The organism is Citrobacter sp. Cy070 (assembly GCF_030332245.1).
Lineage (GTDB): Bacteria > Pseudomonadota > Gammaproteobacteria > Enterobacterales > Enterobacteriaceae > Citrobacter > Citrobacter youngae.
This window is the reverse complement of the sequence record NZ_JAOWIG010000035.1, coordinates 1-15,780: the sequence shown is the minus strand read 5'-3', so window position 1 is coordinate 15,780 and position 15,780 is coordinate 1. Positions and strand designations below refer to the sequence as shown.

Annotated in this window: 13 protein-coding genes; 3 read left to right on the top strand and 10 right to left on the bottom strand. The window is 52.4% G+C overall.

From position 1 onward, the window contains the following. Positions 1–217: 217 nt before the first annotated feature. Positions 218–1,618, top strand: a complete 1,401-nt coding sequence (locus OGY19_RS02440; RefSeq protein ID WP_115601308.1) for an MFS transporter — start codon at positions 218–220, stop codon at positions 1,616–1,618. Positions 1,619–1,628: 10 nt separating this feature from the next. Continuing rightward, on the top strand, positions 1,629–3,584 hold the full coding sequence (locus tag OGY19_RS02435) for a glycoside hydrolase family 127 protein (RefSeq protein ID WP_115601307.1): 1,956 nt from the start codon (positions 1,629–1,631) through the stop codon (positions 3,582–3,584). Between the two features lie 92 nt (positions 3,585–3,676). Here the strand turns inward: OGY19_RS02435 and OGY19_RS02430 are convergent, their stop codons facing one another. Then, entirely contained in the window at positions 3,677–4,417 is a 741-nt protein-coding gene (locus OGY19_RS02430) for a MipA/OmpV family protein (RefSeq protein WP_101743231.1), read from the bottom strand. Positions 4,418–4,538: 121 nt separating this feature from the next. On the opposite strand from OGY19_RS02430, the gene OGY19_RS02425 reads away from it, so the two are divergent. Further along, the gene (locus OGY19_RS02425) at positions 4,539–5,483 is read left to right on the top strand and encodes a LysR family transcriptional regulator (RefSeq protein ID WP_048213686.1); all 945 of its coding nucleotides are present in this window, start codon (positions 4,539–4,541) and stop codon (positions 5,481–5,483) included. Positions 5,484–5,508: 25 nt separating this feature from the next. Here OGY19_RS02425 and OGY19_RS02420 read toward each other — a convergent pair whose 3' ends face one another. From OGY19_RS02420 to OGY19_RS02380, 9 genes are all read right to left on the bottom strand, one after another. Continuing rightward, complete coding sequence (locus OGY19_RS02420; protein ID WP_061066812.1) at positions 5,509–6,645, bottom strand: HlyD family secretion protein; 1,137 nt, start codon at positions 6,643–6,645, stop codon at positions 5,509–5,511. Positions 6,646–6,650: 5 nt separating this feature from the next. Next, on the bottom strand, positions 6,651–6,974 hold the full coding sequence (locus tag OGY19_RS02415; protein WP_101742495.1) for a DUF3302 domain-containing protein: 324 nt from the start codon (positions 6,972–6,974) through the stop codon (positions 6,651–6,653). A 184-nt stretch (positions 6,975–7,158) separates the two neighbouring features. Next, positions 7,159–8,697, bottom strand: a complete 1,539-nt coding sequence (gene aldB / locus OGY19_RS02410) for an aldehyde dehydrogenase AldB (RefSeq protein ID WP_048213689.1) — start codon at positions 8,695–8,697, stop codon at positions 7,159–7,161. Between the two features lie 92 nt (positions 8,698–8,789). Further along, positions 8,790–9,941 carry an L-threonine dehydrogenase gene (gene yiaY / locus OGY19_RS02405; protein ID WP_048213690.1) on the bottom strand — a complete coding sequence of 384 codons (1,152 nt, stop codon included), beginning with the start codon at positions 9,939–9,941 and terminating at the stop codon, positions 8,790–8,792. Between the two features lie 188 nt (positions 9,942–10,129). Continuing rightward, positions 10,130–11,974 (bottom strand): selenocysteine-specific translation elongation factor, encoded by a 1,845-nt coding sequence (selB, locus tag OGY19_RS02400; RefSeq protein WP_115601306.1) that lies wholly within the window; start codon positions 11,972–11,974, stop codon positions 10,130–10,132. Then, positions 11,971–13,362: an L-seryl-tRNA(Sec) selenium transferase gene (gene selA / locus OGY19_RS02395; protein ID WP_115601305.1), complete on the bottom strand. Its 1,392-nt coding sequence runs from the start codon at positions 13,360–13,362 to the stop codon at positions 11,971–11,973. The genes selB and selA overlap by 4 nt, the downstream gene beginning before the upstream one ends. 98 nt (positions 13,363–13,460) lie before the next feature. Further along, the gene (locus OGY19_RS02390; protein ID WP_115601304.1) at positions 13,461–14,069 is read right to left on the bottom strand and encodes a glutathione S-transferase; all 609 of its coding nucleotides are present in this window, start codon (positions 14,067–14,069) and stop codon (positions 13,461–13,463) included. 98 nt (positions 14,070–14,167) lie between these two features. Continuing rightward, positions 14,168–15,304, bottom strand: a complete 1,137-nt coding sequence (locus OGY19_RS02385; RefSeq protein ID WP_048213694.1) for an HlyD family secretion protein — start codon at positions 15,302–15,304, stop codon at positions 14,168–14,170. Between the two features lie 2 nt (positions 15,305–15,306). Beyond that, positions 15,307–15,669 (bottom strand): DUF3302 domain-containing protein, encoded by a 363-nt coding sequence (locus OGY19_RS02380; RefSeq protein ID WP_061066819.1) that lies wholly within the window; start codon positions 15,667–15,669, stop codon positions 15,307–15,309. Positions 15,670–15,780: the final 111 nt, after the last annotated feature.

The window sequence follows — 15,780 nt, the reverse complement described above, 5'->3', positions numbered from 1 at the left end:
AATACCTTTATCATTGATTATTAATCATAAAATTACTTTTCACCGGATCGAAATCACATTTTCATTATAAAGTCGGAATTGTCATCTTTTTATACTTTTCCCTTCCCTTGTTGCGCTAAACATTTCGTGCAGAATAAATAACGTACTTTGCAAATTACCACTAAAAAACCCGCAATGTAGCGGGACACTTTCTGAACATCATCTCCGGGAGTTATTTATGACTTCGGCTCCGATTACAACATCTGATTTGGCACAGCGTGCCCAAGACGACAAATTATCCCTGCGTGAAAAAATTGGTTATGGGCTAGGCGATGCGGGCGGGACGGTAATTACCTGCCTGATCATGAACTTTCTGACATTTTTCTACACCGATGTCTTCGGGTTAACGCCTGCGCTGGTCGGCACATTATTTATTGCTTTGCGTGTATTTGACGCCATTTCCGACCCCATTATGGGCGTGCTGGCCGACCGCACACAAAGCCGTTGGGGGCGCTTTCGCCCGTGGCAACTGTGGGTCGCGGTTCCGATCGGTATTATTGGCGTGCTCACTTTTACCGTCCCGGACGCCAGCATGGGGGTCAAGATCGCCTGGGCATTCGGCACCTATCTCCTGCTCTCTGTCGGCTATACCGCCATCAACGTACCGTATTGTGCGCTGATCAACACCATGACGACTCGCCATAACGAGGTGATCGCCTGTCAGTCCTGGCGCTTTGTGCTGTGCGGCGTGGCGGGATTCCTGGTCTCTGTTGGCCTGCCGTGGATGGTGGATATTCTGGGTCAGGGCAATGCCGCACAGGGTTATCAGTTTGGCGTGGGCATCCTGTGTGCCATCGCGGTGGTGATGTTCCTGTGCTGCTTCTTCTGGGTACGCGAGCGTGTGCCACTGGCAATGATGGGAAAATTTACCCTGCGTGAGCACATTGGCGGGCTGCGCAAAAACGATCAGCTATTGTTGATGCTGGTAATGTCTTTCCTGTTGATCAACGTCTTCAATATTCGTGGCGGCGGGTACATGTATTTTATTACCTACGTGCTGGAAGGTAGCACCGCCTATACGTCGCTGTTTTTCACCATGGTGACCTTCGCGTCCATCATTGGTTCAGTGATCGTCAGCCCTCTGACCCGTCGCATCGATACCGTCAAACTCTATTACTACACCAACCTGGTACTGGCCGCGCTGGCGGTAATGATGTGGTTCCTGCCAACCGGCCCGGCTTATCAGACGCTGTGGCTGGCGGTGATCCTCGGTAATGGCATTATTTTAGGCTTCACGCTGCCGTTGCACTTCTCGCTGATGGCCTTCGCCGACGATTACGGCGAGTGGAAAACCGGCGTGCGTTCCTCCGGCATGAATTTCGCCTTTAACCTGTTTTTCATCAAGCTGGCCTGGGCCTCAAGTGCGGGGATCATCAGCCTGCTGTTTATTTTTGTCGCCTATCAGCCGGGCGCCGGTAATCAAACCGCCAGTTCGCTGCAAGGGATTACTGCGATGGAAACGCTGCTGCCCGCGCTGTTCCACCTGCTGCTGGCGCTATCTGTCCGCATCTGCAAACTCAATAACCCGATGATGTCGCGTATTTCCACCGATCTGCGTCAGCGTCATGTACAGCCTTAAGGAGCACGAAATGAACGTACTGGAAGTCGACCTGCATAAGCTCACCGTCAGCGATCCGTTCCTCGGACAATATCAGCAGTTGGTGCGTGACGTGGTGATCCCCTATCAATGGGATGCGCTCAATGACCGCATTGCAGAGGCGGAACCCAGCCATGCGATAGAGAATTTCCGTATCGCCGCAGGTCTGCAGGATGGCGAGTTTTACGGGATGGTTTTTCAGGATAGCGACGTGGCGAAATGGCTGGAGGCCGTTGCCTGGTCCCTGTGCCAGAAACCCGATGCGGAACTTGAAAAAACAGCCGATGACGTCATTGAACTGGTGGCGGCTGCGCAGTGTGAAGATGGCTATCTCAATACTTACTTCACAGTGAAAGCACCGGATGAACGCTGGACCAACCTCGCCGAGTGTCATGAGCTGTACTGCGCCGGTCATTTAATTGAAGCGGGCGTCGCGTTCTTCCAGGCGACGGGAAAACGCCGTTTGTTAGAGGTGGTGTGTCGCCTGGCGGATCACATCGACAGCGTGTTTGGACTCGGGGAGAATCAACTGCGCGGCTACCCCGGACACCCGGAAATCGAGCTGGCGTTAATGCGCTTATACGAAGTGACCCAGCAACCTCGCTATATGGCGCTGGTAAATTACTTTGTTGAGCAGCGCGGCGCACAGCCTCATTTCTACGACGAAGAGTACGAAAAACGCGGAAAAACCTCTTACTGGCACACCTACGGCCCGGCGTGGATGGTGAAGGACAAGCCCTACAGCCAGGCACATCAGCCTATTTCAGAACAGCAAACGGCTATCGGTCATGCGGTACGCTTTGTCTACCTGATGACCGGCGTGGCGCATCTGGCACGCTTAAGCCAGGACGAAGGCAAGCGTCAGGATTGCCTGCGTCTGTGGAAAAACATGGCCCAGCGCCAGTTGTATATTACCGGCGGGATCGGCTCGCAAAGCAGTGGTGAGGCATTTAGCAGCGATTACGATCTGCCCAACGACTCCGTGTACGCGGAAAGCTGCGCCTCAATCGGTCTGATGATGTTCGCCCGCAGAATGCTGGAAATGGAGGCCGACAGTCAGTATGCCGACGTGATGGAGCGCGCACTGTACAATACGGTACTTGGCGGCATGGCACTCGACGGCAAGCATTTCTTCTACGTTAATCCGCTAGAAGTGCACCCTAAATCATTAAAATTTAATCATATTTATGACCACGTGAAGCCCGTTCGTCAGCGCTGGTTCGGCTGCGCCTGCTGTCCACCGAATATCGCCCGTGTGTTAACCTCAATTGGTCATTACCTCTACACGCCACGTCAGGACGCGCTGTATATCAATATGTACGTGGGCAATAGCATGGAGGTCCCTGTTGCAAATGGCTCGCTTAAGCTACGTATTAGCGGGGATTACCCATGGCATGAACAGGTAAAAATCGCCATCGAATCACCGCAGTCGGTGTATCACACCCTCGCACTGCGCCTGCCAGACTGGTGCTCCGCGCCACAGGTTTTGTTGAATGGTCAGCCGGTTGAGCAGGATATTCGCAAAGGCTACTTGCACATCAGCCGGACCTGGCAGGAAGGCGATACGCTCAGTCTGACCCTGCCGATGCCGGTGCGCCGGGTGTACGGAAATCCACTGGTGCGCCATGTGGCAGGGAAGGTCGCTATTCAACGTGGGCCGCTGGTGTATTGCCTGGAGCAGGCCGACAACGGCGAGGAGTTGCATAACTTGTGGCTACCAAAAGAGAGTGAGTTCAGAGTATTCGAGGGTAAGGGGCTGTTCAGCCATAAGATGTTAATTCAGGCTGAAGGTGTGAAGCAAAGTCGCGCCGACGCGACGCAGCAATCCTTGTGGCACTATGATGTTTCACCGGCTTCGCGTCAGGCGCATACCCTGACGTTTATTCCGTGGTTTAGCTGGGCGAACCGTGGTGAAGGCGAAATGCGTATCTGGGTAAATGAGCGGTAAGTGAAAACGTGCCGGATGGCGACGCTTCACGTCTTATCCGGCCTGCAACACTGAAAAAATTGCCCTCCTCCATGAGGACAAACGGGTGAGAATCAGAAGCGCCAGCTCACCCCTGACAGGAAAGTGAAGCTGTCGTCGCGATCGACCATCGGGCTATTTTTAATATCATCCGGCAACACGCTATAGTTAGCGCTGGCCAACAGCGTCAGGTTGCTGGTCAATGCATATTTAGCGGACAAGCCAACATACGGTGTCCAGCTATCGCCTGGGGAATAACTTGATAACCCGCTACGGCGGGATTCATTGCCAGAGATGCCGTAATAATATTGGTTAAAGTTTTCGTCATAGTAGAGCACGCCAACAGCCGGGGTCAGCGTCAGCTTGCCCATCGGCATTTGGCGGAACAGAGACGCTTCTCCTACCCAACCGTTGCTGTTATCCAGCACATCTGCCGCCGCGGAGACTTTCACGCTGCCCCATTTTTCATGGTGATACCATGCTGCACCCGCCATCGCGGTAGCGTCACGCTTGTCCAGCTTTTTCATCGCCTGGTCGTCGTTATCACCTGGATCAAACTCAAGCGGCATATATGAGGCAGTAATGCTAAATTCATTGCTTTCGTTTTTTGAAAGAATATAACCTAACGTTGTTTGCCTAAAATAAAATGATTCACTTTCATAACTGACAAGCGGTACTGCGTGAACATTATCATTATATCCACGATAAGGAGATTCATTATATACAGCGCCACCGCCAATAGAAAATTCTGCGGCTGTCGCACTCGCCATAAAAGAAAAGGCAAATAGTGCCACAATATTGCTTTTAATTAACATGCCAACATTCCATTTTAAAATAAGCTACAAAGCGCGTGCATAATAATGCTTACAATTTCATCGGTGCAACATCCATATTTATATAGTAATATATAAAAAATTATATATATCGGGCTTGGCGATGAATAAATTACAACTTAAACACCGGGAACTGAAGATTATTTCGGTAATCGCTGCCAGTGAAAACATCAGCCACGCAGCGACCATCCTCGGCATTGCGCAAGCCAACGTCAGTAAGTATCTTGCTGATTTTGAATCAAAGGTTGGATTAAAGGTGTTTGACCGCACCACCCGACAGTTGACCCTCACGCCGTTTGGTACTGCGCTGCTCCCTTACATCAATGACATGCTAGACCGAAACGATCAGTTGAATAATTTCATTGCTGACTATAAGCACGAAAAACGCGGCCGGGTAACGGTATATGCGCCAACCGGGATTATTGCTTACCTGTCGCAACATGTTATCGCAAAAATTCAGAATATCGGCGACATTAGCCTCTCACTGAAAACATGTAATCTTGAACGGAAAGCATTTTATGAAGGCGTCGACTTTCCTGATGATTGTGATGTTTTAATCACCTATGCGCATCCCAAAGACGAATCATTGGTCGCCAGTTTTATTACTAAATATGCAGTAACGGCCTTTGCCAGCCCGGAATATATTAGCACTCATCCTATAAGCGGCCCTGAAGATCTTGAACAGCACTCTTGTATTCTGATTGATTCCATGATGATCGACGATGCCAATATTTGGCGATTTACCTCCACCGGTGGCAAAGAGATGCACGACTACCGCGTGACGGGAAATTACGTCTGCGACAACACACAGTCTGCACTGGCGCTGGCTCGAAACCATCTGGGCATTGTTTTTGCGCCGAATACGAGCGTGCAAAAGGATGTTCAGGTCGGGTTGCTGGTCCCGTGTTTTTCTGAACAACATGAATGGTGGCTGGATCTGGTAGCGATTTTCCGCAAGCGTGAGTATCAGCCCTGGCGGGTGCAGTATATTCTTGATGAGATGTTGGCTGAGATTCGCCGGCAGCTTACTCAGTCGCTGGAGCAGTAGACTGAGCAAGCAAAACAGCCTGGGTTTAATGATCGAGATACAGGTAATGCACCCAACTGGTCATTCGCAACAAGACTTTGCGCATGACTGACACATGTTCGAAGTGGTCAGAATAAACCGCGACCTGCGCGTAAATCCCGTCAGGTAACGCGCTAACCTCCGCATTATCATTCAGCTCAATCGTGGCGATCACCCCTTCAGAACCGGGCGTAGAATTTAAGGATTGCAGCGCCCCGTTCGACTGGTATGTACCACCCGGTACGGCCGGACTGATAGCAGCCAGTTTACCGCTAAATACTTTACCCGGCAGGGCGTTAAACACCACTTCCGCTTCATCGCCTGGCTCCAGTCGCAGCAGCGAGTTTTGCCGGAACTGGGCGATAATTTGCCGTTTTTGATCCGGGATAAACACCATCACCGGGCGCATAGGCAGTGCGGCGGCATAGGTTCCCGGACGCATCAGCACCTGCGTCACATAGCCATCGCTGGGCGCGCGAACCACGGTCTGGTCCAGATTGAACTCCGCTTCTGCTAACTGTGCTTTCAGGCTGGCAATTTGTGAATTTTCCCCCAGCACCAGGCTGTCTAACTGACTCTGGATTTGCTGTTGTTCCGCAATGGAGGACTTCACCGATGCTTCCTGCGCCAGATAGTTTTGCCGCGCCGCGTCGATATCGCGTTCAGAAAAAGGATTCACCTTCGCCTGGCTTCCCTGCGCATAGCGCTGATAATCTTTCGCCAGCTTGTCACGGGTAGCCTTTGCCCGTTGCGTGTTGGCTTGCATTTCATCCAGTTGCGCAGCAAGAGCCTGCTCTTTATGCTGTGCGGTGACAATATCGGCTTTCAGACGATCGACCCGCGCCTGATAACGCCCCGGATTAAGTTTGAATAGCACCTCGCCTTTTTTGATCAGTGTATTCTTCTTATCTGTCACTTCCGTCACGACACCCGTTACCTGCGGCACTACGGGAATAGAAATTACCGCCTTTTGCGCCTTAAAGGTATACGGATGATTATAATTCATCAGTAATATCAGTCCGCACACAATAAATATACCGCCCAATGCTGCGGTAGGTACTGTCCATTTATTGACAGGAATTTTAAAAATCTTAAATATTGACCATGCACACGCTACATAGGTCAGAACAATCAGTAAATCCATCGATATTACTCCGCCGCAGAGGTCTTCACCTCACCTAGTTTCTTTTCCAGATCGGCAACCCTTGCCTGCAGCTGGATCAGGGAAGAATCCGCGCTCTGCATGCCCCATCCGCGCTCCGGGCGATAAAGCGTTGCCCAGATCCATAAAAAGGGCCAAATAACATGTAAGGTAAACAAACTCACCCAACCCGCAACATGTATTGCGTCGGCATGAGGATGATTACGTTTTTTTGCAATCAGATAGGGAATATCATGCAGAATAATAACCCCATAAAAAATGACCAGGAATACAAAAATAAGCACTCCTAATGCAAAATAATCAAGAAACATATTTGCCTCAGAGATTGGAATAACAAGTAAGAATTCTATTTGGATTTAAAAATAGATTGGAGGATAGTAGATGAATATGTACATGGAGTGCAATTATCTTGTTTATATAACGACATATGGGTTTTTATATAACTGCAGAATAAAGATATGCCCGGCGAAAAACCGGGCAATAAGTGACGAGAAATTAAAACAGTCCCAGTGGTTTATCCGAGTAGCTCACCAGCAGGCACTTGGTTTGCTGATAATGCTCGAGCATCATTTTGTGTGTCTCGCGCCCGATGCCCGACTGCTTATAGCCGCCGAACGCGGCGTGAGCCGGGTAAGCGTGGTAACAGTTGGTCCAGACACGGCCAGCCTGAATACCGCGTCCCATCTTGTATGCCAGATTGCCGTTGCGACTCCAGACGCCAGCGCCGAGTCCATATTGCGTGTCATTGGCGATTTCCAGTGCCTCTTCCATGGTTTTGAAGGTCGTGACCGCCAGCACCGGGCCGAAGATCTCTTCCTGGAAAACCCGCATGTTGTTCTTACCAAACAGAATGGTTGGTTCGAGGTAATAACCCTCTTTTAACTCACCATCCAGGTGCTTACGCCGCCCGCCGGTGAGAACATCTGCACCTTCTTTCTTACCAATGTCGATGTAATTCAGAATAGTTTCCAGTTGACCATGCGACACCTGCGCGCCCATCTGCGTCACGCTGTCTAACGGATTACCGCTACGAATACTCTCCACGCGGCGAATGGCCCTTTCCATAAAACGTTCATAAATGGATTCCTGAACCAGCGCACGACTCGGACAGGTACACACTTCGCCCTGGTTGAAGGCAAACAATGCAAAACCTTCCAGCGCTTTGTCAAAGAACGCATCTTCTTCATCCATCACGTCCGCGAAGAAGATATTGGGTGACTTGCCGCCCAGTTCCAGCGTGACAGGAATAATGTTCTGCGTGGCGTACTGCATGATCTGCTGCCCAACTTCCGTTGAGCCGGTAAACGCCACTTTCGCAATACGTTTTGACGTCGCCAGATACTCACCAATTTCCCCACCCGCGCCGTTTACCACATTCACCACGCCAGGCGGGAGCAGATCGCCGATGACTTCCATCAGCAACAGCACGGACAGCGGCGTCAGGCGCGCGGGTTTCAGCACCACGCAGTTACCCGCCGCCAGCGCGGGTGCCATCTTCCAGCTGGCCATCAGCAGCGGGAAGTTCCACGGAATAATTTGCCCTACCACACCAAGAGGTTCATGGAAGTGATAAGCCACGGTTTCGCTATCAACCTCGCTGATTCCCCCTTCCTGCGCACGAATACAGGAGGCAAAATAGCGGAAATGGTCAATTGCCAGCGGCACATCTGCCGCGCTGGTTTCGCGGATGGGTTTACCGTTATCCCAGGTTTCTGCCGTCGCCAGCAGCTCCAGATTTTGCTCCATACGATCGGCAATTTTGAACAGAATCGCCGCCCTGTCCTGCACGGATGTCTGCGCCCACTTGTCTTTTACTTTGTGCGCGGCATCCAGTGCCAGATCGATATCTTTTTTGCCGGAAGAGGCCACTTCGCACAGTAATTGCCCGGTAACTGGCGTCAGGTTCTGGTAATACTCACCGTCCACTGGTGCAACCCAGTCGCCGCCGATAAAGTTATCGTATCGGGCCTTTAACTTCAGAGGGTAACCATACTCGCCGGGATAAATACGCGTTGAAGGGGGGTTGTTGGTCATGACCGTCTCCTTGCTGTAGGGGTACTACAAGGGTAGACGGGGCTGGCGAATTATTCGCCAGCCTTTTACTGCTTTACGACAGGTATCACGAATTACATGGCAGCACGATAAATCGCCATGATTTCTTCATGTGTCGCCTGGATCGGGTTAGTAAAACCACAGGCATCTTTCAGAGCGTTGGTCGCCAGAACAGCAAAATCTTCTTCCTTAACGTTCAGCTCACGCAAACCTGCCGGAATATTCACTTTCTGCGCCAGTTCGCGGATTGCCGCGATACAGGCTTCGGCTCCTTGCGCATCGTTCAATCCAGCCACGTCGACGCCCATTGCCGCAGCACAATCGCGCAGACGAGCTGCGGCCACCTTGCTATTGAAGACCTGAACGTGCGGCAGCAGTACCGCATTGCAGACACCGTGCGGCAGGTCGTAGAAACCACCCAACTGATGCGCCATCGCGTGAACGTAACCCAGAGAGGCGTTGTTGAATGCCATACCTGCGAGGAACTGTGCGTAAGCCATGGCTTCGCGCGCCTGAGCATTGGCGCCATCTTCCACGGCGATCGTCAGGTTCTCGGCAATCATCGTCACGGCTTTAAGCGCACATGCATCGGTGATCGGCGTTGCCGCAATCGACACGTAGGCTTCGATAGCGTGAGTCAGCGCATCCATACCGGTTGCCGCTGTCAGGGACTTCGGCATACCGACCATCAGCGAAGAATCATTGACGGACAGCAGCGGTGTAACGTGCTTATCGACAATCGCCATTTTGATGTGGCGTACTTCGTCGGTAATGATGCAAAAACGGGTCATTTCAGATGCCGTTCCCGCCGTCGTGTTAATGGCAATCATCGGCAACTGCGGTTTTGCAGAACGGTCGACGCCTTCGTAATCACTAATATCGCCGCCGTTAGCCGCCACCAGCGCAATCCCCTTCGCACAATCGTGTGGGGAACCGCCACCGAGGGAAATTACGCTATCACAGGCATTTTCTTTCAGCATTTGCAGACCTGCGGCAACGTTGCTGGTTGTCGGATTAGGATGCGTACCATCATAAATTACGCTGAAAATATCACGTTCCTGCAGCGCTTTTTGAATTTCACTCGCCATACCTAATTTCGCCAGCATGGCATCCGTGACAATTAACGTACGACGAAAACCATATTCCGCCATTGTATTCATTGCATCTTTTAATGAACCAGCGCCAATTACATTCACGGAAGGAATAAAAAATGTTGAAGCAGCCATTGTACGATCCTTAATTACTCAAAAGAGGCAGGAAGCATACGAGTGATAATCCCAACAAAATATGATCGTGGTTGTTATTTTAATAACATTGAAAATTAAAAAGCACATTAGGTTCATAATCTAATGTGCTTATTTCAATCAATATCTATTTTGTATTAATTCATTTAATTTTTGAATTAATTGTTTCATTACTTTTCGGGAAACAGTAATGCATCGCGTAATAAATGATCATTTCCCCGACGACGCGTAAAACCAATACGGTCAAAATATTCCAGAATCTGAATAGCCAATTTACGCCCGACGTTAAGCCTGTCGCGGAAATCGGCAGCGCAGGTCGATCCTCTCTCCTGATCCAGTTCGCGGATCAGATTGGCAAAGGCCACAATCCGATCGTTACGGTAATAACGATCTTTGACGATCGCCGTAATAATGCCCTGCTGCGCCGCCTGCCGTAGCGCCAGACGCATCGCCTGCTCGTCCGTAGCCGTGGTTTTCGCCAGATCCCGCACCCACCACGGCTCATCACCAAACAGAGGTTCTACTTTTTGCCAGATAGCCCGCTGCTCATCGCTAAAACCGGCCTTATGATCCGGCAAATGTAGCCAGCCATGATGGCTATCAATAGCGCCGCTATCGCGCATCTTTTCAATCAGCAGCAGGACCAGCGCTTCATCTTCCATCGGCAGGGCCATACGACGCAGGCGTTCACGTCCAGGTCCCGGCTCATCACGGTGCTGTTCATGGTAGGTCGCCAGCGTATCCAGAATCTTACGCTGCCAGCGTGCAGCAACGGGCGCATTCAACAGACTATACCCGGCGCGAATAAATCCATGTTGCTCAATCAACGGACGCATGCCGTCGCCATTGAGCTGGCGTGCCCATGCGAAATCGGGAATATTCACCGCCCCGCGAGTCAGATGCAATGCCAGCGCTTCGCCGTCATTCTGCGCATTTTCCAGCGCCGACAGCCACTGTAAATACTCCGGCTTACGCTTCCCACGACGCGGTGGATTCAGCGTCACGACACGTGCGCCTGCCAGCGTCGTACGGGCAGAAATATCACGCAGCACCAGCCTGTCGTTATCAGCCAGCCACAGCGGCGTATCAAACACCAGTTCCGCCAGCGTCCCTTCGAGCAGTGAGATACGTCCGGTCACGTGGCTGGCCGCGTGGTGGATATGCAGCGGCTGCCACTGCATCAGCGGAGCCGAGTGTTCTAAAGAGACAATGACGCGTGAGAAGGCCTCTGGCGGTGCATCTGCAAGCAGCCAGTCACCACGGTTAATCTCTTCTTTTTGCGCATCACCGGCAATGTTCAGCGCAATTCGCTGTCCGGCGTGAGCGTATTCGGTCGGCTGATTTTGCGCATGCAGGCTACGTACGCGCATCGGTTTGTTGACGCCCGTAAGCCACAACGCATCCCCGACGTTCACTTCTCCGCTGAGCGCCGTTCCCGTTACGACCAGACCTGCGCCTTTTACCGTGAAAGCGCGGTCAATCGCCAGGCGGAAGGTGTGATCGCGAGCCAGTTCACGCGGCGTCAACTGCAGCAAGTGGTCACGCAGCGCTTCGATACCACGGCCTTCACCGGCGGCAGTTACGAACAGTATCGCATCGGCAAAACCATAGTTACCCAGCGTGGTTTGCACCTCGGCACGTACTTCGTCAATGCGTGCTTCATCGACGCGATCGGCTTTTGTGAGCGCCACGGTAAGCTGTGGGTTGCCCGTCAGTTGCAGGATTTGCAAGTGTTCACGCGTTTGCGCCATCACGCCGTCATCACACGCCACCACCAGCAGCGCGTGGTCGATACCACCGACACCCGCCAGCATGTTGGACAGAAACTTTTCGTGACCAGGGACATCGATAAATCCCAGTACCCGCCCGTCCGGCTGCGGCCAGTAGGCATAGCCGAGGTCGATAGTCATGCCGCGCTTTTTTTCTTCCGGCAGCCGGTCGGCATTCACGCCGGTAATCGCCTGTAATAACGTTGTTTTTCCGTGGTCAACGTGTCCGGCGGTTGCAATAATCATTTCAGCATCATCTCCATAAACCGGGTCTCGTCTTCAAGGCAGCGCAGATCCAGCCACAAGCGGCCATCATAAATTCGCCCAATGACCGGCACGGGCAGCAAACGCCAGCGGGCGGCCAGCGCTTCGAGGCGGCTTCCACGCCCGTCATGGGGGGTAAAGGTTAATGCCGCGCTCGGCAGCCTATCAACTGGTAGCGAGCCGCTGCCAATCTGCGACAGGCAAGGCATGACAGTCAACGCAAACTCGGCACCATAATGTTCTGTCAATTGTGCTTGTAATCGTAGCGCCTGCGCGTGGACAGCCTCTTTCGTGCGGGTGAGCTGGCGTAACGTCGGCAACTTCTCCGCCAGCGCTTCCGGGTGCAGGTAGAGCCGCAGCGTTGCTTCCAGCGCTGCCAGCGTCATTTTATCAGCCCGTAACGCGCGTTTCAGCGGATGGCTCTGTAAGCGGGCGATCATCTCTTTTTTACCGACGATAATCCCGGCCTGCGGCCCGCCCAACAGTTTGTCGCCAGAGAAACTCACCAGGCTCACACCTGCGGCAATGAGCTGCTGCGGCATCGGTTCCTGCGGCAAACCATACTGACTGAGATCGACCAGCGAGCCGCTACCCAGATCCGCCACTACCGGCACATCCAGTTCCTGACCAATGGCGGCCAGCTCAGCTTCATCAACCGAGCTGGTAAAGCCTTCAATGCTGTAATTACTGGTATGGACTTTCATCAGCAGACCGGTGTTTTCATTCACCGCCTGACGGTAATCTTTCGCATGGGTCCGGTTGGTGGTGCCAACCTCGCGCAGGATACATCCGGCCTGGCACATCACGTCGGGAATACGAAACGCGCCGCCAATTTCTACCAGCTCGCCGCGCGAAACGACCACCTCTTTGCCGTTGGCCGTGGCGGCCAGCATCAGCAGAACCGCAGCGGCATTATTATTGACAATACAGGCATCTTCCGCGCCGGTCAGGCGGCAGAGTAGATCCGCCAGCGCCCAATCCCGATGTCCACGTCCGGCATCATCCAGGCTGTATTCCAGCGTCACCGGCGTACGCATCGCCTGCACCACCGCAGCAATCGCCTCCTCAGCTTGTGATGCACGCCCAAGATTGGTATGCAGCACCGTTCCGGTCAGGTTAATCACCGGACGTAGCGCGCTTTGCGATTCTCGTTCCAGCCGGGCGCTGGCCTCTTGCGCCCAGTCTTCCCCCCATGCTGGAAGCGCCTGCGTGTCGCGAATCGCCTCTCTGGCTTCATCGAGCATATGACGCAGCAGATCCACCACGCGGGTATGACCGTGGGACTCACGTAAGACCTGGAAAGCGCTATCGCGCAGTAAACGATCGATAGCAGGAAGCTGGCTGTAGAGTGAACGCATGTCGGTTGTCATGAAAGGGCCTGGCTGTTGGTGGCCCTCTCCACCGTGGAGAGGGATATCGATATAGGAAGGATTGTACCGTGACTTTGCTCAGGCGGGTATTATCTGCATCAAGCCTTTGGCGGTTCCGTACGGGCAAAACTTTCGCGTTGAAAGAGTGTTTCCACCAGTTTGACCAGACGTGGACGGTCCACACACCAGCCAGGCGCAACCCGACGAAAATTGAGATAGCCCACGGCACAGGCAATCGCAATCGTTGCCAGATTAACCGTATCCGTTTTCAGCGTACCGTCCGCCAGATAACCTTCCAGCACATCCAGGCTGCGGGTAATTTTTTCGCGCTGGCGTAGCAATTCAGTTTCTGACTGCTGCGCAGCGGGGCGAGCCTGCTCGCGCACCGAGACTAATCCCGCATCCATAATACCGTCTGCCAGCGCTTCCAGTTGACGAACTTTGAGCGCCGCCAACGGTTCACCCGGCAGCATTGCGGGTGCAATATCCAACAACTCTATATATTCAGCAATGATCGGAGAATCAAACCAGTACTCTCCCTTATCGGTGACCAGCGCGGGCACTTTTCCCAATGGATTGTATCGCGCCACGCCGCTATCCGCGTTATAGGGGAGTTCATTAACGAATTCGAAGGTGATGCCCTTTTCCAGCAACAGAATAGAAATTTTACGCACAAAAGGGCTGGTATAGCTGCCAATGAGTTTCATGCCGTGTCCTTTTTGCCAACAAAAAAGCGATGTCCAACGAATATCTGGACACCGCTTAGTATGGCTCAGGCCACGACAAATGGCAGGTGATGCTGGTCTCAATGATCCAAATAAAGATAATGCATCCAGCTGGTCATGCGCAGCAGCACTTTACGCATCACCGAAACGTGGGCGAAATGGTCGGAATAGACCGCCACCTGGGCATAGATACCGTCCGGTAGTGCATCCACATCTGCATTGGGAGCCAGTTCAATCGTCGCCAGCACGCCATCGGTACCCGGCACCACCGTCAGAGACTGCAATGCTCCCTGGGCCTGATAAGAACCGCCCGGTACAACCGGCAGAATGCTGGTGAGCTTGCCGGGGAATACCTGGCCTGGCAGCGCGTTGAAGACCACTTCCGCTTCATCACCCGGTTTAAGACGCAGCAACGAGTTCTGACGGAATTGCGCCACGATTTGCCGTTTTTGTTCCGGAATAAACACCATCACCGGGCGCAGAGGCAGCGCGGCGGCGTAGGTTCCGGGCCGAATAAGCACCTGCGTAACATAGCCGTTGCTGGGGGCTCGGACGATAGTCTGCTCAAGATTGTATTTGGCTTCAGCGAGCTGAGCGCGCAGGGACGCAACCTGAGATTGCTCCCCGTTGACCATACTGTCTAACTGAGTCTGAATCTGCGTCTGTTCGGCGACGGAGCCTTTTACCAGCGCGTCCTGGGCCAGATAGTTCTGCCGGGCGTTGTCGATATCGCTTTCAGAGAAGGGATTAACCTTCGCCTGGCTGCCCTTCAAATAGCGTTGATAATCTTTATACAGACGATCGCGTTCAGCGGAAACGCGAGTGGTATTGGCGACAGCTTCAGAAAGTTGGGCTTTCAGATTGTCGATATTGTGCGTGGCGGTCACCAGATCGGCTTGCAGTCGGTCCACTCGCGCCTGATAACGCACGGGATCGAGTTTAAATAACACCTCGCCTTTTTTAATCAGTTGATTATTTTTATCTGTCACTTCACTCACTATTCCAGTGACCTGCGGGGTAACAGGTATTGAAATAACCGCCTTTTGCGCCGTAAAGGTATACGGGTGGTTATAGTTCATTAATAAGATGAGTCCCGCCACAATAAACACCCCACCTAATGCGGCTGTGGCAAGCGTCCATTGGTTTACCGGAATACGGAATATTTTAAAGATGGCCCAGGCAAATGCCACGTAAGTCAGGACAATCAACAAATCCATGATCAAATCTCCGGAAAGGTGGAGTTATCGTCTTTTTTCTCCCCAGCCAGCCTTTTTTCTAACTGGGTAATGCGCGCTGCCAGCGCGGCAATTTCAGGGTCTTGTTCCTTTCCGGTCGGCGTAATGTGTGACTGCATCCCCCAGCCTCGTTCTGGCTGATAGAGCGTGGCCCAGATCCACAGGAACGGCCAGATAACGTGCAGCGTAAATAAGCTCACCCAACCTGCCGTATGGATGGCATCGGCATGGGGATGGTTGCGCTTCTTAGCCATGTTATAGGGAATATCATGGATGGCGATGATTCCGTAAAACAGAACCAGAAAAACGAAGATCAGCACACCTAACGCGAAATAGTTTAGAAACATACCCGCCTCGTATTCACGCTAATCAGAGCTTTGAATCGCCACAGGTTTAACAGACACCTCAGAGTCATTTAAGATGACTTAAAGAGAGGTGCCCATGAGCGGTAAGCGTTA